Raw genomic sequence first — 25,411 nt, forward strand, 5'->3', positions numbered from 1 at the left:
TCTCACTCGCCGCCACCCCGGCGGGCCAGCAGGCCGCGGCCGGGGTCATAGCCCCACACCGCCAGGATCATGAACAGCAGGGTGGCGCCCGCCACCACCCCGGCCGACAGGGGTTCCGCCTGGCCGTAAAGGGCGAAGCGGATCAGCTCGGTCGCGTGGGTGAAGGGGTTCACCTGGCAAATCCAATAGAGCGTCAGGCTGCTCTCCTTCACCCGCCACAGCGGATAGAGGGCGGAGGAGGCGAAGAACATGGGGAAGATGACGAAATTCATGACGCCGGCGAAGTTCTCCAACTGGCGGATGAAGGATGACAGCACCAGGCCCAGGGCCCCCAGCATCAGCCCCGACAGGATGAGGGCCGGCAGCACCGTCAGATAACCCAGCGGCGGCGGATCGATCTCCCAGAACCAGGCGATGCCTAGGAAAATGTAAGCCTGCACCACCGACACCACCACGCTGGCCAGCAACTTGGCGGTCAGCAGGAACCAGCGGGGGAAGGGGCTGATCAACAGGGTCTTCATGCTGCCCATCTCCCGGTCATAGACCATGGAGAGGGAGCTTTGCATGCCGTTGAACAGCTGGATCATGGCCAGCAATCCCGGGGCGATATAGACCTCATAGGGGATGTAGGTGTCGTAGGGCGGGATGATGGACACGCCCAGCACGAAGTGGAATCCCGCTGCGAAGATGGCCAGCCACACCAGCGGCCGCACCAGGGCGGAGAAGAAGCGGCCGCGCTGCTGCGTCCAGCGCAGGGCCTCGCGCGTCACGATGCCGCCCAGGCAGCGTGCATACTGCACCGGGGTCATCGCCCACCCCCCGTCAGCCGGTCGAAGGCGGCGCGCAGGGTCCCAGCGCCGGCGCGCTCCGCCACTTGGGGGACGGGCCCCTGGTCCAGCACCTGGCCGTGGTGCAGCACGATGACCTTGGCGGTGTCGTCCGCCTCATCGATCAGGTGGGTGGCCCACAGCACGGCCAGGCCGCGCTCCCGGCACAGATGGCGGACATGGTCGATGAGGAAGCGGCGGCTTTCAATGTCCAGGCCCACCGTGGGCTCGTCCAGCAGCAACAGCGCCGGGTCGTGCACCAGGGCGCGGGCCAGTTCCACCCGCCGCCGCTGGCCGCCGGACAGCTGGCGCACCCGGCTGTGCCGCCGGTCGGCCAGGCCCACGCGCTCCAGCTCCTCCCCGATGCGCAGGCGGGCGCGGGAGCCCGCCATGCCGTGCAGGCTGGCGTGATAGGCCAGGTTCTGCTGCACCGTCAGGTCCAGGTCCAGCGTCGGCTGCTGGAACACCACCCCCATGGCGGCCAGGGCCGCCGATGGCTGCTGGCGCAGGTCGTGGCCGAAGACGGCGATGCGCCCGTCCCGGCTGTGGTACAGGCGGGTGACCAGGGCGAACAGGGTGGTCTTGCCGGCGCCGTTCAGGCCCAGCAGCACGGTGAAATCACCGGGCGTCAAGGTGAAGCCCACATCGCGCAGCACGGCACGGGGGCCGAAGGCGTGGCTGAGGCCCTCAACATCCAAGGCGACTGCGGATGCCGCCGTCACGGCGCCACCACCACACCCCAGGGCAGGCGGCCCACCGGCACCGATTTCACCACCTTCAGGGCGTCGACGTCGATGACCGACAGGTCGTTGCTGACACCGTTGGTGGTGTAGAGCCGCTTGCCGTCGCCGGAGAACGCCAGGTTCCACACCCGCTGGCCCACCAACAGGTATTTCTTGACCTGATAGCTGTGGGTGTCGATGACCGCCACGCGGTTGGCCGGGCCCAGGGCGACAAAGGCGGTGGCGCCGTCCGCCGACAGGGCGATGCCCACCGGCTGGATGGATTCCTTCGGCACGCCCGGAATGTCGAAATGGATGGTCTGGGTGACCTTGTGCTGGGCGGCGTCGATGACGGAGACGGTGCCCCCCACCTCGGCCGACACCCACACCAGGGACCCATCCTTCGTCCATTGCGCCACCCGGGGCCGGCTGCCCACCAGCACGTTGGCCAGCACCTCATGGCTCTGGGTGTCGATGAAATGGGCCATGCTGGTGGTCTCCGACGTGTTCACCAGAACCTTGCCGTCCGGGCTGATGCCCATGCCCTCCGGCTCCACCCCCACCGGTATCTCCGTGACCACGCGGCCGGCGGCGATGTCCAGCACCGACACCATGTTATCGTTCTCGTTGGAGACGTACAGGGTCTTGCCATCGGGGCTCAGGGTGAACAGCTCCGGATCCGGGCCGCTGGGCAGGGTGCGGGTCACGGTCAGCGATCCCAAGTCCAGCACCTCGATATGGTCGGCGTCGCTGGTGCAGATGTAGAGGGACTTGCCATCCTTGGCCAGGGTGATGCCGCGCGGCCGGGCGCCCACCTTCACCGTCTTGATGACGGCCAGCGTGCCGGCGTCGACCACGGTGATGGTGTTGTCTTTCTCATTCGACACCAGCAGCCGCTCCGCCATCGCCGGTGAACCGAACATCAGAACTACCAGTACCAGAAACAGGCCGGCGACGGCCGGCCCCGCAGCGTTTTGGGGAGCGGAGCGGACTGAAACGCGAGGAAGCCAAGCCGCCGGATGGCGGCGCCCGGCGTTTGAGGGCATCTTCAAGGATGACATGTCGTCTCCGGTTGGTCGGGACCCAGCGTGTCCAGTTCCGATGTCTCGTGCAGGAAGCCCGGCTGGGGTGAGACGGACACCAGCGACCGCGCATCGGCCAGCAGCACCGGCTGGCGCAGCTGCCCGTCCCAGGCGCGGAAGCTGAGGCGCGCGCCCTTGAAGGCCGCCAGCTCGAACTCCGGCTTGCGCAGGAAGGCGGTCATGGCGGCACTGTCCACGCTGCCGCCCCGGGTGGCGGCCTCGCCCAGGGCCCGCACCGCCATCCAGGCGCCGTAGTCGCGCTCCGTCATCCAGCGGCCGGTCTGCTTCAGGAAGCGGGCCTGCAACTGGGTGGCGCCCCATTGCTCGAACGGGCGCGCCCAGGCGGTGGGGACCAGGCCCTGGGTGCCCACCACCGGGCGGGGGTCGGTGGCGCGGTAGCCCAGCTCGTCGCCGAAATTGTCGCCCTCGTCCGCCACCACCAGCACGTCGTACTTGAGCCCTTGGGTGAACCGCGCCACCTCCGCCCCGATGGCGTAGTGGCCGGTATCCGTGCGCCGGGCGCCGGGATCGTAGGTCCAGGGCTTGTCGGCCACGATTTTCAGGCGGAACTTGCGCGCGGACTTGCGCAGCGCGTCGGCGTACAGCTTGTCCTCGGGGTTGGGGCCCGCCACCAGCAGGATGTCGCGCCAGTTCTTCACCGCCAGGTATTGCATCAGCGTGTCGGCTAGCATGGCGCGGCTGGGCAGCAGGTGCAGGACATTGCGCCGGCACCGCTCCCCGCGCAGGGCGTCGTCGGTGCTGGTGGCGTCCAGCAGGGTCGCGTCCTTCGCCTCCGGCAGGTCGGCCAGGCGCAACAGCAGGTTGGCCGGCACGTCGGTGACGAAGGCGCGGTAGCCCTGGCCCGCCAGCTTCTTGAACGCGGCGACCACGGCGTCGGCGTCGGGCGCCAGCGCTTCCTCCAGATGATAGGCCTGGTGGATGAAACGGCCGGTGGTGGCGTTGTCGGCCAGGGCCAGCCGGGCGCCCTGCACACCCTCGTCGTCCGGCGGCTGGTCCAGGAAGCTCTGTGGCAGCACCCGCTTCTGCACCAGCGCCAGATAGGCGATGTTGGCCACGGGATCGGGCTTGGTGTCAGGCTTGGCGCTGGGCGATGGGGCGGCGGGTGGGGCCGCACGGGCCAAAGGCCCGGCCGCCAGCAGGCCGGAGAGAAGCACGCCGATGAGACCATGGCGGCGGTTGGACATGTCCGCCGTCTCCTTGTGACCAGACCCAGGAACCGCCCGACCGATAATGGCCCGTGCCCACGGGCGCCGCCATAGGAAATCAGGACCGGAAATCAGGGGCCTGTCTCGTTCTATAGTCGTAGAGGCGTGCGGGTTGACAGGTCCGAAGGCGGCGGCCCGATAATGCCGCGCGACCGGGAAACATCCTGGCCCAGGATGGTGCTGGGGCGCGCGGGAGGAAAAGCCCCATGACGATGACACGCCGCCGGGTGCTGGGGCGACTGCTGGCGGGCGGGCTGGCCGCGGGGTTGGCCTCCGTGCCCGTCCGTGGCCGTGCGGCGGCCACCGTCCGCGTCGGCGTCCTGCGCTATGGCACCGTCTCGTGGGAGCTGGACGTGGTGCGCCGTCACGGGCTGGACACGGCCCAAGGGCTGGCCGTCGTCCCCCAGGAATTCGCGACACCGCAGGCGACCCAGGTGGCCCTTCAGGCGGGCCAGGTCGACACCGTGGCGCTGGACTGGCTGTGGGTGGCGCGCCAGCGGGCGGCGGGGGCCGACTGGACCTTCCTGCCTTTTTCCAACGCCGCCGGCGCCCTGATGGTGGCGACGGCGGGCGGTCCGGTGCGGACGGTCGAGGACCTGCCGGGCCGACGGCTGGGCATCGCCGGCGGCCCGCTGGACAAGAACTGGCTGATCCTGCGGGCCTATGCCCGCCAGCGGCATGGCCTGGACCTGGACGCGGTGGTGGACAAGACCTTTGGCGCCCCGCCTCTCCTGGCCAACGCGCTGGCGGCCGGGCGGCTGGACGCGTTGCTGACCTATTGGCCCTTCGCCGCCAAGGGCCAGGCCGCCGGCCAGGTCTGTCTGCTGACGACGGAGCAGGCGGTGCGGGGCCTGGGCATCCAGGGCACGCCGCCCATGGTGGGCTACGCGTTTTCCGAACGTTGGGCCCAGGCCAACCGGGTCACGCTTGACGGCTTCGTCGCCGCCACCCGGCAGGCGCGGGACCTGCTGGCGACGTCGGACGCGGAATGGGGGCAACTGCGCCCCCTGACCGACGCCGCCGGCGATGGCGAATTCCAACAGTTGCGCGACTGGTACCGCCGGGGCATCCCCCAGCATTGGGGAGAGGCGGAACGCCAGGCGGCCGGGCGGCTGTACCAGGTGTTGGCCGCGGTGGGCGGGCCGGCGCTGCTGGGCGGCGGCGGCGACACGGTGCCGGCCGGTACCTTCTGGCCGGTGGCGCAGCCTTGGTGAGCCGGGCTTTGGGGGACCAGCGGCCCTGGATTGTGCGCGCGCTGTCCATCCTGGTCCTGCTGCTGTTGTGGGAGGGGGCGGGCCGCCTGGCCGCCAATCCCCTGGCGCCCCCGGCGTCCGTCGTGCTGGCCGCCATGGCGCGGGAGGTGGCGTCGGGCGCGCTGCCCCACCATGTCGGCATCACGTTGGCGCGCGTGGCGGCGTCCTTCACCTTGGCCATGGCGCTGGGCACGGCCCTGGGGCTCGCCATGGGCTGGTGGCGCACGGTGGACCTGTGGCTGGACAGCGCGCTGCTGCTGCTGCTGAATTTGCCGGCCCTGGTGCTGATCGTGCTGCTTTATGTCTGGTTCGGCTTGACGGAGGCGGCCGCCATCACGGCGGTGGCGCTGAACAAGTTGCCCACCACCGCCGTCACCGTGCGCGAAGGGGTCCGGGCCCTGGACGATGAGCTGCTGGAGATGGGACGGGCCTACCGTCTCGGCCGCTGGGCCACCTTGCGCCACGTGATCCTGCCGCAGCTGCACCCCTATCTTTTCGCCGCCACCCGGTCGGGCCTGTCGCTTATCTGGAAGATCGTGCTGGTGGTGGAACTGCTGGGCCGCAGCGACGGCGTGGGCTTTCAGATCCAGGTCTATTTCCAGCTGTTCGACGTGACCCATATCCTGGCCTACGCCCTGGCGTTCATCCTGATCGTCCAGGTGCTGGAATGGGCGATCCTGCAGCCGCTGGAGCGGCGGTTCGTGCGGTGGCGCGTGGGGCCTGACCACGCCAGGAGGCGCCAGTGAGCCGGCTGACGGTCGACATCCGGGAAAAGCGTCTGGCCGGCCGCCTGGTGTTGGGGGCGGTCGCCTTCACCGTGGAGGCGCATGAGGTGGTCGCCCTGGTGGGCCCGTCCGGTTGCGGCAAGAGCACCCTGCTGCGTCTGGTGGCGGGGCTGGACCGGGATCTGACGGGAACCGTGCGGTGGTCGGGTGCCGCCCCCCGCCTGGGCATGGTGTTCCAGCAGCCCCGCCTGCTGCCCTGGCGCACAGTGCGGCAGAACCTGACGATCGCCGGCGCTGGGCTGGAGGAGGGCGACCGCTTGCTGGACCGGATGGGATTGGCGGACAAGGCGGATGTCTGGGCGTCGCAGCTGTCGCTGGGCATGGCGCGGCGCCTGGCCCTGGCCCGCGCCCTGGCGGTGGATGCCCAGGCGTTGTTGCTGGACGAGCCCCTCGCCTCCCTGGATGAGGGTAATCAGCGCCTGGCCCGGGTCATCCTACGGGAATATTGGTTGCGCCGGCCGGTGCCCACCCTGCTGGTGACCCACGACCTGGCGGAGGCGGTGGCGCTGGCCCACCGGGTGTTGGTGCTGTCCCCGGGCCCCGCCCGCCTGCTTTTCGACCATCCGGTGCCGGACGGGGCACGGACCGATGCCGCGCTGGCGGCGCGGACGGTGTCGGCCCTGCGGGAACTGGCCGCGATGCCGCGGTGAGCCCCTCCGCCATCGGGGCGGGTGGGCCATCAGGGGAATTCACCGGATGGCTATCGAATCACGTGGCGGGTCTCCCGGCACAGATTCGGCGACCCTATGAAAAAGTTCCGCCCAGCTTGAGATGGTCGGCGCTTTCTAATCAGAATTGATCAGAAGGACGCCTGGTTTTGGCCAGCGTGCCCGTGCGTCTTTCGCCGGTGGCTGGCCAAATGTCCAGGGAAAGCGCGCTTAACAGCTTGACGGTGTTATACCCCAGCTGATTAGTCCCTTATGGTGCATCGGTATAGTATGGTGGCGATAGTTAGGGCGTGGCGGCGGCCCGCCGTTTCATTCTATAAGCGGGTGTACCGCATACTTGAACGGGCCTATTTGGAGTGCCGATATGAGTAAAGGGGGGGAGGTGGCGTTGGCCGCGATGATGGCTGGCGCCTTGTTGGCGCTGGCCGGGGCGGCTAATGCCACCGTGGCCGGGGAACCGGTGAAGGCGCCCGCGCCTGCCACCGCCCCGGCGGCGGCCAAGGGTCCCGAGGTCAAGCAGGGGCCGGGTCCGCTGTGGTCCAAGAATTGTGCCAAGACGGAGACTGGGGCGGAGATATGCTACGTGGAGCAGTTCGCCGTCGCCCAGCCGCAGAACGTCACGGTGTTGAATGTCCGCGTGGGTTATCTGGGGCCGGACGGTAAGGCCCGATTGATCGTCGCGACGCCCTTGGGTGTGCTGCTGCAGCCGGGCATCACCCTGGTGCTGGACCAGGACAAGCCGATGAGCCTGCCCTTCGACGCCTGTCAGGCGGGTGGATGCGTGGCCTTGGCCGACCTTGAAGACGGCAAGGTGCTGGACCATTTCACCAGCGGCAAGGTCCTAGCCGTCCGCTATATCAACGGCGACAGGTCGGCTGTCGACATCCCGGTCCAGCTGAGCGGTCTGGCGGCGGCGTTGAAGGCCGTGCCCGCGCCCAAGCGCAATCCGTAAGCCCCGCCCCCTCCTGACAAAGCGCGCGAAGCCATGAACACCCAACCGCAGACCACCATGACCGTTGAGCAGGCGCTGGGACAGGCCCACGCCCATTGGAACGCCGGTCAGGCCGACCAAGCGGAACGCCTGTGCCAGCATGTGCTGGCGCTATGGCCCGGGCAGTCGGACGCCCTGCACCTGATGGGCCTGATGGCTCATGCCTACGGCAACCTGGATCTGGCGATCGATCACCTGCGCCGCGCCTGCCAGGCACCGCGGGTGCCCGCGGTCTATCTCAGCAACCTGGGTGAGATGTGCCGCCAGCGCGGCCTGCTGGCGGAGGCCGAGGTGGCCGCCCGCCGCGCCGTCACCATGGACAACGCCCTGGTCGCCGGCTGGAACAATTTGGGCATCATCCTGCAGGAAGCCGGCAAGCTGGAGGACAGCCTGTCCTGCCTGGAGCGGGTGGTGGCCCTGCAGCCCACCTACGCCGAGGCGCACAACAACCTTGGCAACACGCTGAAGCGCATGGGGCGCCTGGACCAGGCCCGCCAGCGCTACGAATACGCGCTCAGCCTGACGCCCGCCTATGCCGAGGCGCAGAGCAACCTGGCCAATCTGCTGAACGATCTGGGCCGTCCCGACGAAGCGCTGGCCGCCGCCCGCAAGGCCATCGACCTGAACCCCCGCCTCTCGGACGCCTACATCAACGCGGCGGCGGTTGAACTGGGCCGCAACCGCAATGAGGAGGCGTTGCGCTGGATCGACGCGCTGCTGAGCTACGCCCCGTTGCACGCCGGCGCCCTCACCGTCCGCGCCACCGCGCTGCGCCATCTGGAGCGGCTGGAGGAGGCTTTGGCCGACGCCCGCCGGGCCGTCGCCGCCCAGGCTGACAATGGCGAGGCGCAGAACGTGCTGGGGGAGGTGCTGCAGGCGCTGGGGCATCCCGAAGAGGCGTTGGTCGCGTTCGACAAGGCCGCCAAGACCCTGGGCTTCGCCCCGGAAAAGGCGCTGATCAACCGTGGCGTGCTGTTCATGGAACGCGGCGACAAGGTCCAGGCCAAGGCGGCCTTCGACCAGGTTGTGGCGCAGTTCCCGCGCTCCGCTTCCGCCTGGTTCAACCTGTCGGATTTGCACCGCTTCCAGGCCGGGGACCCGGCCATCGCGAAGATGGAGTCCCTGCTGTACGGTCCCGACTCCGTGCAGTCGCAGACCGACCGCACGGCGTTGAACTTCGCGTTGGGCAAGGCGTGGATGGATTTGGGCGACGGCGAACGCGCCTTCGCCCACCTGAACGAGGGCAACCGCCAGAAGCGGGCCACCTTCGCCTATGACGCGGCCGCCACCAGCCGCTGGATGGCCGATATCGCGACATCCTTTCCGGCCGCCGCTTTCCAGGGGCCCAAGTCCGCGGTGGCGGGCAGCGACTTGGCCGTGTTCGTGCTGGGCATGCCCCGGTCCGGCACCACGCTGATCGAACAGATCCTGGCGAGCCACCCGGCGGTGACCGCCGCCGGCGAACTGTCGGCGCTGAACAACCTCGTGAACCAGCTGGGCCCCTATCCCCAGATCGCCGGTCACCTGACGCCGGAGATCCTGGGTGGGCTGGGCCAGCGCTATCTGGACGTCATCCGTCCGCTGGCCGGCAGCCACCGCCGGGTGGTGGACAAGATGCCGTCCAACTTCCTGTTCTCCGGCCTCATCAACCTGGCGCTGCCGGACGCCCGCATCATCCATGTGCGGCGTGACCCGGTGGATACCTGCCTGTCGTGCTACACCAAGCTGTTCACGCGGGAACAGCTGTTCACCTATGACCTGGCGGAGCTGGGCCAGTTCCACCGCGCCTATGAGCGGCTGATGGACCATTGGCGCGCCGTGCTGCCCGCCGACCGCTTCCTGGAGGTGCAGTACGAGGCGGTGGTGGACGACCTGGAAGGCCAGTCCCGCCGGATGGTGGAGTTCTGCGGCCTGGCCTGGGATCCCGTTTGCCTGGACTTCCACACCACCCAGCGCACCATCCGCACCGCCAGCCTGAACCAGGTGCGCCAGCCCCTGTTCCGCAGCAGCATTGGTCGTTGGAAGCCGTTCGCCGCACAGCTGACGCCCCTGCTGACCGCGCTGGGGATCGACCCGAACGCGCCGGAAGCACCGCCCGAAGCCGTGGCGGAAGTCGTGGCGGCGCCTGCCAAGAAGGCGGCGCCTAAGAAGGCCGCGGCGGCGAAGAAGGCCGAAGCGCCGGCGGCTGAGGTCGCCCCCGCCGCCCCCGTGGCGGAGGAGGGGGCCAAACCGGCGCGCAGCCGCCGCAAGCCGGCCGCCAGCTGACGGGGGCTGTCGTCATGGACATGAAGGATCTTGAGCTACAGGTCCGCCCCATGCTGATCGCGGGGCGGGGTGCGGAAGTCGAGGCCATGGTCCGGCCCCTGCTGGCCAGCGGCACCGGCCCGGTCACCTTGTGGGCCCTGCTGGCCCAGGCCCTGCGTGTGCAGGGCCGGGTGTTGGAGGCCCGGCCCATCCAGGAGATGCTGGTGGACGCCCTGCCGGGGCACCTGTCCACCCGCTTCGACCTGGCGGAAACCCTGCTGCTGCTGGGGGAATTCGAACGCGGTTGGCGCGAATACGCCTACCGCTACAGCCTGGCCCACACCACGCGTATCGAGCGCAAGGTGCAGCGCCCGCGCTGGGACGGTCGGCCCATCCCGGGCAAGACCCTGCTGATCCATGACGAGCAGGGCTACGGCGACACTTTCCAGTTCATGCGCATGGTCGCCTGGGCCAAGGAGAAGAGCCAGGCCAACGTCATCCTGGAAATCAACCATGAGACGGCCAGCCTGGCCCGCCGCATGAAGGGTTTCGACGCCATGACGGTGCGGGGCGAGCTGCCGCCCTATTTCGACGTGCACGCCGAAATGATGAGCCTGCCCATGATCATGGGGCTGAAGCTCAGCGACCTGCCGGGCGAGCCCATGCCCTACCTCAGCGCCCTGCCCGAGCGGCGGGAGCAGTGGCGCAAGCGGCTGGCGCCTTACCAGGGCCTGAAGGTGGCTTTCCTCTGGGCCGGCCGGCCCACGCATTTCAATGACGCCAACCGCTCCATGAGCTTGGAGATGCTGGCGCCGTTGGCGCAGGAAGGCGTCACCCTGTTCTCCGTGCAGAAGGGCCCGAAGGAGGAGCAGGCGCTGAACCCGCCGGCGGCCATGGGCAAGCACGTCGTCAGCCTCAGCCCCGAGATCAAGGATTTCGAGGATACGGCCGCCATCCTGATGGAGGTCGACCTGCTGATTTCCATCGACAGTTCGCCCGTTCACCTGGCGGGCGCCTTGGGCCGGCCGGCCTGGGTGATGCTGCCCCTGCTGCCGGACTGGCGCTGGCTGCAGAAGCGTGACGACACGCCGTGGTACCCCACGGTCCGCCTGTTCCGGCAGACGGAATGGGGCCAGTGGGGACCGGTGATCGATCGCGTCGCCGGTGCGCTGGCGGAGTTCAAGAAGGCGAAAGGGCAGGGGTGAGGGCGCGGGCCCTCCTCTGCCTGCTGGTGGCGGGCGCCCTGGCCGCCTGCTCCGGCATCCATGGCCGGCAGGATCGGGGCCCTGCCGTGGCCCAGGGCGGGGGCTGGCGCTGGTCCGTGATGCCGGCCGGCGGCCTCGACCTCGCCACGGCGGTGAAGCCGGGCCCGGGTGGGCCGCTGTTGACCGTTTACATCGAGGGCGACGGCCTGGCCTACCTGACGTCGACCGAGCCGGCACAGGACCCCACCCCCACCGATCCCTTGGCCTTGCGCCTGGCCCTGGCCCATCCGGGGGCCGGCCCCGTGGCCTATCTCGCCCGGCCCTGCCAGTACGTCATGCCGGGCCGCAACTGCCAGGTGGCTTACTGGACCAAGGCCCGCCTGGCGCCGGAGGTGGTGGACAGCGCCGGCGCGGCGCTGGACCGGCTGAAGGCCGAGGCGCACGCCCAGCGCCTGGTGCTGGTGGGCTACTCCGGCGGCGGCGGCCTGGCCGCCCTGCTGGCGGAACGACGCCAGGACGTGGCCGGTTTGGTCACCGTGTCCGGCAACCTGGATCTTGGCCTGTGGGTCAAGACGCTGGATCTGACGCCGCTGTCGCAGTCGTTGGACCCCGTCACCGACGCCGCCCGGTTGGGGGCGGTGCCCCAGGTGCATTTTGTCGGCGCCAACGACAAGGTGGTGGACGGCGCCATCGCCCGTTCCTTCGTCGGCCGCCAGCCCCCGGGCGGGTCCGCCAGCATCGTCACCGTGCCGGGCCAGGACCATGGCTGCTGCTGGGCCGCCGCCTGGCCGGAACTGTCCCGCCGGGCGGAGCTGAAAGCCATCCCCGGTTGGCTGCCGTAGCTTTACCCCGCGTGCGCGGGGGAGCGTTCTGACGTCAGAACGGGTGTCGCTCAGCCGGGATGCCCGACCTGGGCCAGGGCCCGGTCCAGTTCCTGGATGGCGCAAACGATGTGGTAGAAGCTGCTGGCCGGTGCCGCCTCCTCCACGAAGCTGCCGTCGGGGTTCAGGCGGTCGCGCCACAGGCCTTGAACCGGCGTATCAAGATATTTCATCAGGCCGCGCCCACCGGCCGCCGCCATGGTCCAATAGCCGTCGCAGCGGTCGGCATCGTCGCGGGTGGCCAAGGCCGCCAGCACGGCGGCCTTGACGCGCTCCGTCTGCGGCCACAGGCGGGCCACCGGATCGTGGGGCGTCAGGTCGTCCAGCAGGGCGTTCATGGCGACGCCGCGCGCGGGATCGACGCCAGGCCCCTCGCCGATGGCGATCATGCGCCAGGCGGCATCCGACGCCGCCTTGCTGCCGGTCAAGGCCGCCCAGCGCAGCATCAGCCACGACCATTCGAATTGGTGGCCGGGCTCGACGATGCGGCCGGGGGTGCCGGCCTGGGGCCGCCAGTCGCCGTCGAAGAATTCCTTCAGCCCGCCCATGTCATCGTCGATGAAGCGGGTCAGCGCCAGGCTCACGATCTCCTCCGCCAGGTCGCGCCAGCCGCCGTCGCCGCCCTGGTCCATCCAGGCGAGGGACGCTTCCAGCATGTGCATGTGCGGGTTGGAGAGCAGGGGCAGGGTGCGGGGATGGCTCTCCTCGAACCCGCCTTGGGCATGATGCAGGGTGTCCAGCAGGCGCTGGCGCAGGTTCACGGCCATCTCCTCCGGCACCCGGTTTTCCGGTGTGGCACCCTGCGCGGCGGCCAGGGCGAACAGGGCGAAGGCCTGATCGTACAGCACCACGGTGTCGTCCAGACAGCGGCCGTCCGGCGCCACCTTGGTGCGAAACAGGCCGTCGGGGCGGCGGTAGTGGTTGAGGAAGAAGGTCAGGCCATGCTCCGCCGCCTCGCGCACCGGGCCGTTCCAGCCGGACTTGGCGGCGACGGAATAGGCATAGACCTGGCGGGCCTGCACGCGCGCCCGGCGGGGATCGTTGGTGGGCTTGCCATCCAGGCCCAGCTTTTCATGGAAGCCGCCGTGCAGCCGGTCCGCCCCCGCCTCCCACCACAGCGGGTAGGCGTGTTCCACCAGCCAGGCTTTCAGCTGCCCGCGCACCGCCGCGGCGTCGGCCAGCGCGCCGGTGGGGGTGGAATTGGGGGTGGTTGAGGACAGGACAGCCGCGTGCATCATGGGGTGCCTTCCGCTCGGTCTCACAGGGGAAATGTCGGCTCAGACGATAGAAGGCGGACCGGTCGCCGGCCAGGGGCAAGGCGGTAATATTTCGGTGACCGGGGGAAGGTGGCGGACAAACACGGGTAAGCGGAGGCCAGCCTCGACATTCAGTGAGGCCAATGCCATTTTTAAGCGCATGAGCAAACCAGGGCCGCCCCCTCAGCTGACCGACGAGGACGCTGCCGAATTGGCGGCCTTGACGGCGGCCGTTGCGGAAACCCGGACGGACATGCGGCGCATTCCGCATTCCGAGGTCCGTGCTTGGTTGCTGGAAGTCGCCAACGGCAATTTTGATGCCCCGCTTCACAGCCCGCGCTGACGGGCATGGCGGAAGTGGTCAGTTGGCATCCAGCCGCTTTCGCCGACCTCAGCAAAATCATTGGGCATATTCAGGCGGAGAATCCCATCGCCGCGTCGCGTCCGCTACCTCCAGGGGATCGCCCCGGACCACCACCCTCACTCGACACCCTTCTCAGCGGGTGCCATCTTGACGGAGACAGTAGCGGGCCGCCATCTCCATCGCCCCGCAGGACAAACACTTCCGTGAATGGGTTCGTCATGATGCGTGGGAAATTGGGGGGCGCCTTGTCTGGTGCTGTGGTCGGTGGGCACTCGGCGGCCATCGCCCTGATCTATTCCGTCAAAAGAAATGATCCGATCCATCTGGTCATATCGGGCGCGCTGCTGTGTGCCCTGGTGCTTTTTCTTGTCTCGATCATTCTGACGCTCGTCGGGATGCGAAGGGGCAAGGTGACCTCCTGAGGTCGCCCTCCTGCGGAAGGTGACACGTCCAGCGATGAAATGGCCCGGGGGCCTTGGTAGGCCTGTATCCGCGCGCGGTGGCGTATCGGGATATGGAATTGAATTCCTGAGAGGGCCCATCGCGGCGAGGAGATTCGGAATGACCCCGAAGAAGCCGGTGAACCTTGTCCACGGCATGGTGATCTGCCTGATGACAGGCGCCAACACGCTATTCGTGATGATGAGGACGACGGAGCCGGTTTTTAGAATATTGTCCGGCGTCGTCGCCGGCGCGCTGTTTGTTTTTACGTTTTTGATCGCGTCAGGGATTCTCCTGAAATGGGCGAGCCGAAATCGGCGGGCGCCCAAATAAAAACGGCCCAGGTCCCGTCAAGGAACCTGGGCCGCGTCGCGTCCGCCACCTCCAGGGGGGAGAGGAAGGTGGCGGGTGCGATGGGGATCAGGCGGCGTGCGCCCGTTCCGTTTCATGCCCGGGTTCGGGCACGTCCTTCTCGTGGCTGATCAGCTTGCCGCCCACCAGCGTCCGCAGCAGGACGTAGAACACCGGCGTCAGGCCCAGGCCGAAGAAGGTCACGCCCAGCATGCCGAAGAACACGGCGACACCCATGGCGTGGCGCATTTCGGAACCTGGTCCCGTCGACAACACCAGGGGCACGACACCCATGATGAAGGCGATGGAGGTCATCAGGATGGGGCGCAGCCGCAGGCGGCTGGCCTCGATCGCCGCCTGGACGGGGGTCTTCCCGTGGATTTCCAGTTCCCGGGCGAACTCCACGATCAGGATGGCGTTCTTGGCCGACAGCCCCACCAGCACCATGAAGCCGATCTGGGTGAAGATGTTGTTGTCACCGCCCGTCAGCCACAGGCCGGCGAGCGCCGACATCAGGCTCATGGGCACGATCAGCAGGATGGCCAGCGGCAGGGTCAGGCTCTCGTACTGGGCGGCCAACACCAGGAAGACCAGCAGCACGCTGATGGGGAACACCCACAGGGCGGAGTTGCCGGCCAGGATCTGCTGGTAGGTCAGGTCGGTCCATTCCAGCTTGATGCCCCGGGGCAGGACCTCATGCGCGATCCGCTCCGCCGCCGCCTGGGCCTGGTTCGAGGAGAACCCGGGCGCCGGGCCGCTGTTGATGTCGGCGGCGGTGTAGCCGTTGTAACGCACCACCATCTCCGGCCCGTAGGTCTGCGAGACGCTGACCAGCGACGACAGCGGCACCATGGTGCCCTGGGCGTTGCGGGTCTTCAGCAGGCCGATGTCATCCGCATGGGCGCGGAACGGGGCGTCAGCCTGCACCCGCACCTGGTAGACGCGGCCGAAGGTGTTGAAGTCGTTGACGTACAGCGACCCCAGATAGATCTGCATGGTGTCGAAGACGTCGGTGACCGACACGCCCAGCTGCTTGGCCTTCACCCGGTCCAGGTCGACGTTCAACTGCGGCACGTTGATCTGGTAGCTGGAGAATGTCGGCCCCAACTCCGGCGTCTTCATGGCCTTGGCGATGAAGTCGTTGGACGCCTTGGCCATGGCCTCGTACCCCAGGGCGCCGGTATCCTCCAGTTGCAGCTTGAAGCCGCCCAGCGTGCCCAGCCCCATCACCGGCGGCGGGGGGAAGACGGCGATGTAGGCTTCCTTGATGCCCGCATATTCCTTGCGCAGGTTGGCGGCGATCTGGGCGGCGGACACGTGGCCCGGCCGGTTGTCGTAATGGTCCAGCGGGACGAAGACGATGCCGGCGCTGGAGCTGTTGGTGAAGCCGTTCACCGACAGGCCGGGGAAGGACACGGCGTGGGTCACGCCGGGCTGCTTCAGGGCGATCTCGGACATCTTGCGGATGACCTCCTCCGTCCGGTCCAGCGAGGCGCCGTTGGGCAACTGGGCGAAGGTGACCAGGTATTCCTTGTCCTGGGCGGGCACGAAGCCGCCGGGGACGGCATTGCCCAGATAGAAGGTGACGCCCAGCAGCAGGGCATAGATGCCCAGCATCACGCCCTTGCGCCGGATGACCCCGCCCACACCGGTGCCGTAAGCGACCGAGCCGCGGTGGAAGACCTTGTTGAACAGCCGGAAGAAGGGGCCGAACACCGCGTTCATGCCCCGGGTCAGCCAATCCTGGCCGTCATGGTGCCCTTTCAGCAGCAAGGCGGCCAGGGCGGGGGACAGGGTCAGGGAGTTGAAGGCGGAGATGACGGTGGAGATCGCGATGGTCATCGCGAACTGCCGGTAGAACTGGCCGGTCAGGCCGGTCATGGCGGCCAGCGGCACGAACACGGCCACCAGGGTCAGGGCGATGGCGATGATGGGTCCGCTCACCTCCCGCATGGCCTGGTAGGTCGCTTCCTTGGGCGACAGCCCGGCCTCGATGTTGCGCTCCACATTCTCCACCACGACGATGGCGTCGTCGACCACGATGCCGATGGCCAGCACCATGCCGAACAGCGACAGCGCGTTGATGGAATAGCCGAAGGCCAGCAGCAGGGCGAAGGTGCCGACGATGGAGATGGGCACGGCCAGCAGCGGGATGATGGAGGCGCGCCAGGTCTGCAGGAAGACGATGACCACGATCACCACCAGGGTGATGGCTTCCAGCAGGGTGTGGATGACGGCGTCGATGCTGGCGCGGACGAACTGCGTCGGGTCATAGACGATGCGGTATTCCACGCCCGGCGGCATGTCGGCGGACAGTTCCTTCATCGCCTCGCGGACCTGGTCGGAAATGGCCAGCGAGTTGGCGCCGGGCGACTGGTTGATGGCCAGGGCCACGGCCGGGCTGTTGTCCAGCAGCGCGCGCAGGCCGTATTCGGACGCCCCCAGCTCGATACGGGCCACGTCACGCAGATAGGTGACGCCGCCGTCGGCCGTGGTCTGCAGGATGATGTCGCCGAACTCGGCTTCCGTCCTCAGACGGCCGCGGGCGTTGACCGACAGCTGCAGGGGCACGCCCTTCACCGAGGGGGAGGAGCCGATGACACCCGCCGCCACCTGGACGTTCTGGTCGCGGATGGCGGCCACCACGTCCTCGGCGGTCAGGTTGTGCTGGGCCACCTTCTGCGGATCCAGCCAGACGCGCATGGAATAGTCGCCCGAGCCCCAGACCAGCACCTCGCCCACGCCCTGGATGCGCGCCAGCCGGTCCTTGACGTTCAGGACGGCGTAGTTGCGCAGATAGGTCATGTCGTACTGGTTGCTGGGCGAGATCAGGTGCACCACCATGGTCAGGGTGGGTGAACTCTTGATCGTCGTGACCCCCAGGCGCTGCACGTCCTCCGGCAGGCGTGTCAGCGCCTGCGAGACGCGGTTCTGCACCATCTGTTGGGCCAGGTCGGGATTGGTGCCCAGCTTGAAGGTGACCGTCACCGCCAGGTTGCCGTCGCTGTTGGCCTGCGACTGCATGTACAGCATGTTTTCCACGCCGTTGATCTGCTCTTCCAACGGCGCGGCGACGGTCTCGGCGATGACCTTGGGGTTGGCGCCCGGGTACTGGGCGTGGACCACCACGGTGGCGGGGACCACCTCGGGATATTCCGAGATGGGCAGTTGGAACAGTGATATCAGGCCGGCCATGAAGATGGCCACCGACAGCACGCCGGCGAAGATCGGCCGGTCGATGAAAAAACGTGAGATGTTCATGGCTGTTCTCGATGGAACGGGGCTGGTCGGATACGGCCCTTACAGGGCCGAACCCGACGCGGCGTGCCGTGTGTCGGGGGCGGCGGTCTCACCCGCCATGGCGACGTTCTTGGGCTTCACGGCATCGCCGGGGCGGGCGAACTGCACGCCGTTGACGACGATGCGCTCGCCGGCCTTCACGCCCTTGGTGATGACGCGCAACCCGTCCTGCAGCGGGCCGACGGCGACCTCGCGATAGGCCACCTTGTTGTCGTCACCCACCACCAGGACGTACTTCTTGTCCTGGTCGGTGCCGATGGCGCGGTCATCCACCAGCAGGGCGTCGTGCGGGGTGCTGCCGCCCACCTTGAGGCGGGCATAGAGGCCGGGAACCAGCAGGCCATCCGGATTGTCGAACTTGGCGCGCACGCGGATGGTGCCGGAAACGGTGTCCAGGTGATTGTCCACATGCTCCACCACGCCGGCGCGGGAATAGCCGTCCTCGGTGGCGAGGCCCAGTTGCACCGGGGCATGGCCGTCCTTCACGCTGGCGATGTAGCGCAGGTAGGTCTGCTCATCCACGTCGAAGGAGGCGTAGATAGGCGAGACGGACACCAGCGTCGTCAGGGGCACGCCACTGGCGCCGGCGGCCACGATGTTGCCCACCGTGATCTCCGCCCGGCTGACACGGCCGTCCACTGGCGCCACCACACGGGTGTAGCCCAGGTTCAGCCTCGCCACCTGCAGGGCCGCTTCGGCGGCCTTCACATCGGCCGTGGCCGTGCGGAAGCTGTTCTCCCGGTCATCCAGATCGCGCTGGGGGATGGCGCTGCTGGTGATCAGCTTGCGGGCGCGCTCCAGATCCGTGCTGGCATAGCGCTGGCGCGACTGGGCGGAGGCCAGGTTGGCCTCCGCCCGGTCCACTTCCGCCTGGAAGGGGCGGGGGTCGATAGTGAACAACGGGTCGCCCTTCTTCACCAGGGCGCCGTTCTTGAAATTCACGGCGACGATGGGGCCGGAGATCTGAGGACGGATGTCCACATGCTCCACCGCCTCCAGTCGGCCGGAATAGCTCTGCCAGTCGACGACGGTGCGGGTAATGACGGGGGCGACGTCCACCTCCGCCACCGGGGCGGCGGGGGGCGGAGCCGAGGCCTGGGCCCCGCCGGGACCGCGCAGGTAGAAGCCGCCGAGGGCGGCCAGGGCGACGCCGGAAGCCAGCGCCAGCGCCAGTTTGGCCTTCGTTGGCTTGGTGGATGTGTTGGACATGGGGGTACTCCTTGACTGGCGTTGGCGGGGCGTTACAGGCGACGCCCGAGGAAGTTGGCGATGGCCGCCAGGACCGCGGGATTGGTGGCCAGGTCGGCATGGGAAACGCGGGGGAAGCGGGTCACTTCGGTGGGCACGCCGGACCCGATCAACTGGCCCGCATACTTCTCAGCCTCGACATGCAGCACGTCGTTCTGGGCGGTGATGACCAGCGCCGGCGGCAGGCCGGCCAGACGCCGGGATTCCAGCGGCGCCGCATAGGGGTGCAGGCGCTGTGCGGCTTCCGGCAGGTAGGCGCGGTAGCATTTGGCGCAGTCGGACACGGTGATGTCCGAACTCAGCAGCCGCTCATCGCCCACCCGGGTCAGGCTGGGGTCCAGCATGGGACCGACCAGCACCTGGGCCTTCAGCGGCACGTCGCCCTGGTCGCGGGCGATGAAGGTGAGCGAGGCGACGATGTGGCCGCCGGCGTCATAGCCGGCCACACCCAGGCGGTTGGCCGCACCACCAAAGTCGCGGGCATGCTGGGCGACCCACAGGGCGGCGCGGTAGGCGTCGCCCGGGGCGGCGGGGAAGGGGTGGGCGGGGGCCAGGGAATAGCCCACGGAGACGACGAAGGCGGGCGTGTGATGGGCGATGAACCGGGCGGCCGGATCGGCATCATCCAACCCGCCCTTGGTGAAGCCGCCGCCGTGGAATACCAGGACCACCGGCAACGACGGCCGCAGGGTTTTGGCCGCCGCCGCGGGCCGGTACAGGCGCAGCGTCACATCCTGGGCATAGCCCGGGATGCGCGTTTCGCAGATGGTGATGCCGTCCGCGCCACCGGCCACGCCGCCGGCAATTTCACTGATGTTTTGGCTCAATGGCCTGGACATTTCACATGGGTGCCGCAGCACCCCTCCTGGTTATGACAGGGTGGACTGTATGGAAGGTGTTGTGGCGAATAAATAAGCATTCAGCCGCAACACAATTCGGATTTGATGAATAATGGCGTCGTTGGTGACGCTGCCGCCGGCCGCGACGTTGTGCGTCGCAGCGTGCGCGGGCTCGAATTGTCGACAGAAGGCGGGGGTCAGAAACCCTGCAGCATGACGCCGATAAAGGGGAACAGGTCCCGCAGCACGACGCCGGCGAACAGGGAGAGCGCGCCACTCAAGGCGGCCAACACCATCAGGATGATACGCGTATCCGGGGACAACCGGCGGTGATGGGCGTCATAGGGGACGGCCAAGGGGGTCGGTGCGGCCATGGTCTTCGGCTCCTGATCGGCTTGGGTGGCACCCGGCATACCGTGGCGCGGGCGGCGGTCGCGTCCCGTTTCCGGTCGTCAAAGCGGCGGAAGAACGGGCGGCGGTATCAGCCGCGGGGCCAACGGCGGTTGCCGGGCAACAGGCGTGGGGTGGCGCGTCGGACGACGCGCCGGAATGACGAGGCCGCGCCCATTTCCACACCGGGGAAAGGACGGTCAGGCCAAGGGCTAAGGGTTGGTGCCCCGAATGGGGCGGTTTCACGAAAGCGGGCTGGGGGCCCAGGCCTCACCGCCGGTCCCCTGACCTGCGGTGCAGCAACAGTCACATCATAGCGAACGCCGCCCTAGGCGGAATACGCGATAATCCGAATAGTCTGTTTAGGAAAGACCGCATAATCGAGGGCGTCAGAGCGCCCCGCGCGCTGCGGGTGCGTCCATCCACCGGATGGGTATAGGGTCCGCCGGGCTATGGTTGCATTGACTTGATGTACCATTCCTTTTGGTTGCTGTATATTTTTTTGGTGCGACGGTGGGGGTGGTGGCCATGGAACAGCGAGCGATGGCGGCGCGACGCGCCCCCGTCTCGGGGATCGGGAGGGAGCGGTCGGGACAGGGCGGCATGTCCGCCAAGGCCCAGCCCGAGCGCCTGTTGCAGATGGCGGCGGGCCTCGCGGCTGGATCGGGACCAGCGCGACTTGCCGGTCTGTCCGCCGTCTTGAACTCTTCCGCCCCCGTTCAGCGGGTGGTCATCCCGCAAGCGGATATACCGGGGCTGGCTGCCGATTTCGACACGACCCAGTTGGGCCCGGCCACGCAGGTTGTCGAACAGTTGCAGGCGGGGGGCAGGCGGACCTCGCTTCAGCTGCTGGAACAGCGTATCCGGCTGGCCGATCAGGCTGAAAATACGGCCAACAACAAGACCCTGATCGCTGAATTGAACCGCCTGCTGACGCTGGGGGTTGGCGATGTGGCGGAAAGCGCCACGTCGGGGTTGGGCGAAAAGATGGCTCTCGCTTGGCGATATACGGGTGCCGACCAGGTCAATGACGATGTCCGCGCCGGTGTACGGACCTGGGTTTCCGGCGTGCCGGGGACGGTCGTCAACTGGCGGATGATCGGCCAACACCTGCGCGGTCTCTTGCCGAACCAGGACTACGAGGGGGTCGGGGCCACCGCCCCTGAAACGTTGACGCCGTTGAATCCCCTGCAGACGAACGAGGAGCGGGGGCGGGACGCCATGGCCGCCGCGTCGCAGCGCATCAATTTGGCCCTGGCGCAATTGCCGGCCCATGAGGGGCCCAGCTATCGCCAGAGCGGTGTGGCCAACAGTACCGTGTACGGCGGCGCCATCCATGTCGGTGACTATATCCGCGACCCATCCTTCGTGTCGACCAGCGCGCTGCGCATGAATGGCTCCGCCGGGGATTGGGGCGCGCCGGGCACGGTCCAGCAGCCCAAGGCCTATTTCATCATCCAGGGGCGCACCGGCCGGTACATTTCCAAGGCCGCCCAGCAGGAGGAAGGACAGCACGAGGTGCTGTTCCGCAACGATACGCCGTTCCGCGTCGACAGGATCACCAACATCCGCGGGACCACCTTCTTCGTCTATGTGACGGAGGCTCAGCCGCCGCAGGGTGCCAATGTGAAGAATCCGTACAACGGCAACGACCTGTAGGTCACAGCGCGCCTTAAGGTTTGGTCGACGTCCCGTGGCGGGCGCGGCCTCACGCGCAGATCAGGCACTTCTCCTCCTCATCCACGTCGGCTGGCGCGGGCGTGGCGGGTTTATCGGGGCAGGTGATGGTGGATTGGCCGTTGAACAGGGGGCAGCTGTCGAACAGATCCGCCACCCAATCCACGAACACCCGCACCTTGGGTGACAGGTGGCGGTTGTGGGGATAGACGGCGGAGATGGGCATGGGCTCGGGCTTCCACCGCGGCAGCAGTTCCACCAACTGTCCGGACAGCAGGTGGGGCTTGGCCATGAAGTAGGGCGGCTGGATTATGCCCAGGCCTTCCAGACCGCAGGTCAGGTAGGCGTCGGAATCGTTGACGGCCACGGGGCCGGAAGTCTTCACCTCCTGCACCTCGCCCTCCACGATGAAGGACAGGTCGATGGTCTTGCCGGTGCGGCTGTGGAAATAGTTCACCGCCTGGTGCCGTTCCAGATCCTCCAACGTTTCCGGCAGGCCGTAGGCCGAGATATAGGCTGGGCTGGCGCAGGTCACCCCCTGGAACACGCCCACGCGTCGGGCGATCAAGCTGCTGTCCTGCAGGTGGCCGACGCGGACGACGCAGTCCACGCCGTCCTGTACCAGGTCCACCGGCCGGTCGCCCATGCCGATCATCAACTCGATATCCGGATACTGGCGGCGGAACTCATGGACGCGCGGGATGACCAGCAGCCGGCCGATGGCGCCCGGCATGTCCACCCGCAACTTGCCGCGCGGGTTCTTCTTCATGTTGGCGAAGGAGGATTCCGCCTCGTCGATGTCGGACAGGATGCGGATGGCGCGCTCGTAATAGGCGGCGCCATCGGGCGTCAGGCTCAGGCGCCGCGTCGTCCGTTGCAACAGGCGCACACCCAGGAACCCTTCCAGGTTCTGGATGATGGTGGTGACGGACGCGCGGGGCAGGCCCAGCGTGTCCGCCGCCTTGGAGAAACTGTTCACTTCCACGATGCGGGTGAACACCTGCATCGCCTGCAACTTGTCCATGGGTGTCCCCGGAGCGAGCGTGGTCCGGAGCAATGTAGGCGGCACGGCCGTCCGGTTCCAGGGCCGCGGCGCGCAGCCCTGGAACCTTCCGTGGGATGAGCCGGGTTATAGCCGGCTGCGTTAACGCAGCTTCACGCCCAAAGGCGATTCCGCCTTCGGGCGATCTGCTCTAGAAGCCGGCCTTCAGGGTGACGAAGAACTGGCGCGGGGCCAGCGGGTAGATGGCGTAGGTGCCGCTGGCCGAGCCCACGGTGATGGTGCTGGCGGCCTTCTTGTCCATCAGGTTGGTGACGTTCAACCCGATGGAGGAGGACTTCACGCCCGGGGCGATGGCGCCCAGGTCGTAGCTGGCCTCCAGGTTGAACTGCCAGTAGGAGGGGACCCACAGGTCGTTGGTGTACGTGGCATAGCGCTTGCCGTAGTACTCGCCGCTGACCTTGGCGCCAAAGGCGCCATAGTTGCTGCTGACGATGACGCGGTTCATCCATTCCGGATCGCCGGGGATCAGCTTGCCGGCGGTCAGCACCGTGCTGGTGCCGCTGACGTAGTTCTGGTCGTATTCGGAGTGGTTGTAGGACAGGGCGTCGTAGATCGAGAAGTGGTCGCCCAGGTGGATGGTGGCCGCCAGGTCCACGCCGTTGGTGGTGACGCTGCCCACGTTCTGCAGGATGCCGACGCCGCCGACGAAGCTGGTCAGGGTGGCGTTAGGGCTGATCAGCAGCTGACGGTTGCTGAAGTCGACGTGGTAGTAGTTGATCTGCCCGCCGATGCCGGTGATGAGGCCCAGATCCACCGCATGGTCGCCGCGCCAGCCCGCCTCATAGGTCCACGAGGTTTCCGGGTTGCCGGTGCGCTTGAACAGGTCGAAGGCGGCCTGGCTGCCCAGGCTCCACGGCGAGGCGCCGCCCAGGCCGTAGGTGATGTACTGGCGCACGTTCTTCTGCACGTTGACGAACAGCTGGTCGTCCGGCGTCACGTCCCACAGGGCGCCGACCTGCGGCAGGAAGCCTTCCTTGGTGTCGATCTCGCCTTCCGGCAGGTTGACGGTCGTGCCGCTGTAGGACCCGGACAGGGGCTGCACCGGCATGGTGCCGTTGGCGAACTGCAGGCTGGACTTGAAGCCCGCCTGCACCTTCACGGTCGGTAGCACCTGCCACTGGTCCTGCAGGTAGGTCTGGACCACGTCATTGCTGATGTGGCTCTGCACCTGGGTGAACAGCGGATCGGTGGGGACGTCGTACGGGGTCAGCGGGTTGGTGACCGACAGCTGGTACCAGCGGCGCGAGGTGGTGGTGGCGTTGTGTTCATACCACACGCCGCCCTCGATCTGGTGGTCACCCAGGTCGTAGTTCAGGCTGGACCGGGCACCCTCGCGGTCGATCATGTATTCCGTGGTGCGCACGCCATAGCCGCTGTTGCCCAGGACGGTCTTCAGGTCCGAGGTCGGGTAGTAGACCTTGAACACCGAGCTGGCGCCGCTGATCGGCAGGGCGACGATGCCGCGACCGTCGTCGTGGTGGTAGTAGACCTGGTTCTTCCAGGTCAGATTGTCGCTGAGCTGGTAGTCGTAGCTCATGTAGCCGAGATAATCGGTACGCTGCGCCGCGCTGAAATAGTTGGAATAGTTGGCGCCCAGGGCCGTCGGCGTGTTGCCCTTGCTGTCCACGTAGGTCAGGGCCTTGGCCAGGTCGGGGTAGAGGAAGGGCCGGGTATAGGGCTGGTAGGCCTGCGTGGCGCTGACCGAGGTCGCGTCCTCGTTGGGTTCGGTCTTGTCCGACCAGTCGAAGAAGGCCTTGAAGGTGCCCTTGTCGCCGGCGTGCACGAACTTGGCGTTGACCTGGTAGCCGCCCTGCTGGCCGTTGAAATCCCAGGCCTTGGAGTCCTGGCGCACGAAGGAGACATAGCCGCTGTTGCCGCCGTCCAACAGGCCGGTGTCGATGCGGGCGTAAGTGCGGAAGGTGTCGTAACTGCCGAACACCTGCTCCACCTGGGCGCCGGCGTCCGCCTTGGGGTCGTCGGAGAACACGGCCAGCGTGCCGCCCAGGTTGCTGGTCGACGCGGTGCCCAAGTCACCGGCGCCGGAGGCCAGGCTGATGCGGCCGATGTTCTCGCTGATGATGGCGCGTTGCGGCGACAGGCCGTTGTAGTTGCCATAGGACTGGTCACCCAGCGGCACGCCGTCCAGGGTGTAGCCCAGCTGCTGCGCGTTGAAGCCGTGGATGTAGAGGGAGGAGTTCTGCTCGTTGTTGCCCCACGGATCGGCGTTCTGGAAGATGACGCCCGGCAGCATGTTGATGGCTTTCACCGCGTTCACGCCGGGCATGATGGCCTGGATCTCGCGGGTCGGCAGCTCGATCTCCGACGCCGACCGGCGGGAGGAGGTGACGATCACCTCTTCCACCTGATCGGTATCGGCCGCTGCGGGCGCCTGCTGCGCTGATGCGGAAAGCGCCCCCCCGGCCAACAGCGCAAACGCCGCGACCGATGCCAGAAGATGACGGATTTTCATTTGTTTCCCCGAGGCTGCGAATTTTCTCGGGTGATAGCCACGTTGCTGCAGTGCGGCAAATTAAGATTTTATTTCAGTTTGCGCCAAAATGTGTGAGTTTTATTACGAAGGGGGCCGTATTCTGCCTC

At 67.6% G+C, this 25,411-nt stretch carries 21 protein-coding genes; 10 read left to right on the top strand and 11 right to left on the bottom strand.

What is annotated here, in order from left to right; all coding sequences use genetic code 11:
* Positions 1-2: 2 nt before the first annotated feature.
* The 4 genes from FHS74_RS21325 to FHS74_RS21340 form a co-directional block, all read right to left on the bottom strand.
* Positions 3-809, bottom strand: coding sequence for an ABC transporter permease (locus FHS74_RS21325; protein WP_184804850.1), 807 nt, complete (start codon positions 807-809; stop codon positions 3-5).
* Positions 806-1,549, bottom strand: a complete 744-nt coding sequence (locus tag FHS74_RS21330) for an ABC transporter ATP-binding protein (RefSeq protein ID WP_343066986.1) — start codon at positions 1,547-1,549, stop codon at positions 806-808. Before FHS74_RS21330 ends, FHS74_RS21325 begins: the two co-directional genes overlap by 4 nt.
* Positions 1,546-2,472, bottom strand: a complete 927-nt coding sequence (locus tag FHS74_RS21335; RefSeq protein ID WP_246463273.1) for a PQQ-dependent catabolism-associated beta-propeller protein — start codon at positions 2,470-2,472, stop codon at positions 1,546-1,548. The genes FHS74_RS21330 and FHS74_RS21335 overlap by 4 nt, the downstream gene beginning before the upstream one ends.
* A gap of 125 nt (positions 2,473-2,597) precedes the next feature.
* Complete coding sequence (locus FHS74_RS21340; protein WP_184804853.1) at positions 2,598-3,836, bottom strand: ABC transporter substrate-binding protein; 1,239 nt, start codon at positions 3,834-3,836, stop codon at positions 2,598-2,600.
* A 227-nt stretch (positions 3,837-4,063) separates the two neighbouring features.
* On the opposite strand from FHS74_RS21340, the gene FHS74_RS21345 reads away from it, so the two are divergent.
* The 7 genes from FHS74_RS21345 (at position 4,064) to FHS74_RS21375 (ending at position 11,845) form a co-directional block, all read left to right on the top strand.
* Entirely contained in the window at positions 4,064-5,071 is a 1,008-nt protein-coding gene (locus FHS74_RS21345) for an ABC transporter substrate-binding protein (protein ID WP_184804856.1), read from the top strand.
* A complete protein-coding gene (locus FHS74_RS21350; RefSeq protein ID WP_184804861.1) occupies positions 5,068-5,856 on the top strand; it encodes an ABC transporter permease subunit in 789 nt (262 codons plus the stop codon). Before FHS74_RS21345 ends, FHS74_RS21350 begins: the two co-directional genes overlap by 4 nt.
* Complete coding sequence (locus tag FHS74_RS21355) at positions 5,853-6,545, top strand: ATP-binding cassette domain-containing protein (protein ID WP_343066987.1); 693 nt, start codon at positions 5,853-5,855, stop codon at positions 6,543-6,545. Before FHS74_RS21350 ends, FHS74_RS21355 begins: the two co-directional genes overlap by 4 nt.
* A 382-nt stretch (positions 6,546-6,927) precedes the next feature.
* Positions 6,928-7,515 carry an invasion associated locus B family protein gene (locus tag FHS74_RS21360; RefSeq protein WP_246463274.1) on the top strand — a complete coding sequence of 196 codons (588 nt, stop codon included), beginning with the start codon at positions 6,928-6,930 and terminating at the stop codon, positions 7,513-7,515.
* Between the two features lie 33 nt (positions 7,516-7,548).
* A complete protein-coding gene (locus FHS74_RS21365; protein ID WP_184804863.1) occupies positions 7,549-9,819 on the top strand; it encodes a tetratricopeptide repeat-containing sulfotransferase family protein in 2,271 nt (756 codons plus the stop codon).
* A gap of 14 nt (positions 9,820-9,833) precedes the next feature.
* Positions 9,834-11,003 (top strand): glycosyltransferase family 9 protein, encoded by a 1,170-nt coding sequence (locus tag FHS74_RS21370; protein WP_184804866.1) that lies wholly within the window; start codon positions 9,834-9,836, stop codon positions 11,001-11,003.
* A complete protein-coding gene (locus FHS74_RS21375) occupies positions 11,000-11,845 on the top strand; it encodes an alpha/beta hydrolase (protein ID WP_211106463.1) in 846 nt (281 codons plus the stop codon). The genes FHS74_RS21370 and FHS74_RS21375 overlap by 4 nt, the downstream gene beginning before the upstream one ends.
* A gap of 50 nt (positions 11,846-11,895) precedes the next feature.
* Here the strand turns inward: FHS74_RS21375 and FHS74_RS21380 are convergent, their stop codons facing one another.
* Positions 11,896-13,122 carry an AGE family epimerase/isomerase gene (locus tag FHS74_RS21380; protein ID WP_211106464.1) on the bottom strand — a complete coding sequence of 409 codons (1,227 nt, stop codon included), beginning with the start codon at positions 13,120-13,122 and terminating at the stop codon, positions 11,896-11,898.
* Positions 13,123-13,707: 585 nt separating this feature from the next.
* Here FHS74_RS21380 and FHS74_RS21385 point away from each other — a divergent pair.
* On the top strand, positions 13,708-13,926 hold the full coding sequence (locus tag FHS74_RS21385) for a hypothetical protein (protein WP_184804869.1): 219 nt from the start codon (positions 13,708-13,710) through the stop codon (positions 13,924-13,926).
* 139 nt (positions 13,927-14,065) lie between these two features.
* Entirely contained in the window at positions 14,066-14,278 is a 213-nt protein-coding gene (locus FHS74_RS21390; RefSeq protein WP_184804871.1) for a hypothetical protein, read from the top strand.
* An 87-nt stretch (positions 14,279-14,365) separates the two neighbouring features.
* Here FHS74_RS21390 and FHS74_RS21395 read toward each other — a convergent pair whose 3' ends face one another.
* The 4 genes from FHS74_RS21395 to FHS74_RS21410 all read right to left on the bottom strand — a co-directional run bounded on the left by FHS74_RS21395 (position 14,366) and on the right by FHS74_RS21410 (position 20,057).
* Positions 14,366-17,557 carry an efflux RND transporter permease subunit gene (locus FHS74_RS21395; RefSeq protein ID WP_184804874.1) on the bottom strand — a complete coding sequence of 1,064 codons (3,192 nt, stop codon included), beginning with the start codon at positions 17,555-17,557 and terminating at the stop codon, positions 14,366-14,368.
* A 39-nt stretch (positions 17,558-17,596) separates the two neighbouring features.
* Positions 17,597-18,805, bottom strand: coding sequence for an efflux RND transporter periplasmic adaptor subunit (locus FHS74_RS21400; protein ID WP_184804877.1), 1,209 nt, complete (start codon positions 18,803-18,805; stop codon positions 17,597-17,599).
* Positions 18,806-18,837: 32 nt separating this feature from the next.
* Positions 18,838-19,671, bottom strand: coding sequence for an alpha/beta hydrolase (locus tag FHS74_RS21405; RefSeq protein WP_211106465.1), 834 nt, complete (start codon positions 19,669-19,671; stop codon positions 18,838-18,840).
* Positions 19,672-19,880: 209 nt separating this feature from the next.
* Positions 19,881-20,057, bottom strand: a complete 177-nt coding sequence (locus FHS74_RS21410; protein WP_184804883.1) for a hypothetical protein — start codon at positions 20,055-20,057, stop codon at positions 19,881-19,883.
* A gap of 619 nt (positions 20,058-20,676) precedes the next feature.
* On the opposite strand from FHS74_RS21410, the gene FHS74_RS21415 reads away from it, so the two are divergent.
* Positions 20,677-21,732: a hypothetical protein gene (locus FHS74_RS21415; RefSeq protein ID WP_184804886.1), complete on the top strand. Its 1,056-nt coding sequence runs from the start codon at positions 20,677-20,679 to the stop codon at positions 21,730-21,732.
* A gap of 49 nt (positions 21,733-21,781) precedes the next feature.
* On the opposite strand, the gene FHS74_RS21420 is transcribed toward FHS74_RS21415, so the two are convergent.
* Both FHS74_RS21420 and FHS74_RS21425 read right to left on the bottom strand, forming a co-directional pair.
* Entirely contained in the window at positions 21,782-22,774 is a 993-nt protein-coding gene (locus FHS74_RS21420) for a LysR family transcriptional regulator (RefSeq protein ID WP_184804888.1), read from the bottom strand.
* 169 nt (positions 22,775-22,943) lie between these two features.
* Positions 22,944-25,283, bottom strand: coding sequence for a TonB-dependent receptor (locus FHS74_RS21425; RefSeq protein WP_184804891.1), 2,340 nt, complete (start codon positions 25,281-25,283; stop codon positions 22,944-22,946).
* Positions 25,284-25,411: the final 128 nt, after the last annotated feature.

Source organism: Nitrospirillum iridis, assembly GCF_014205765.1.
In the GTDB taxonomy this organism is placed as follows: domain Bacteria; phylum Pseudomonadota; class Alphaproteobacteria; order Azospirillales; family Azospirillaceae; genus Nitrospirillum; species Nitrospirillum iridis.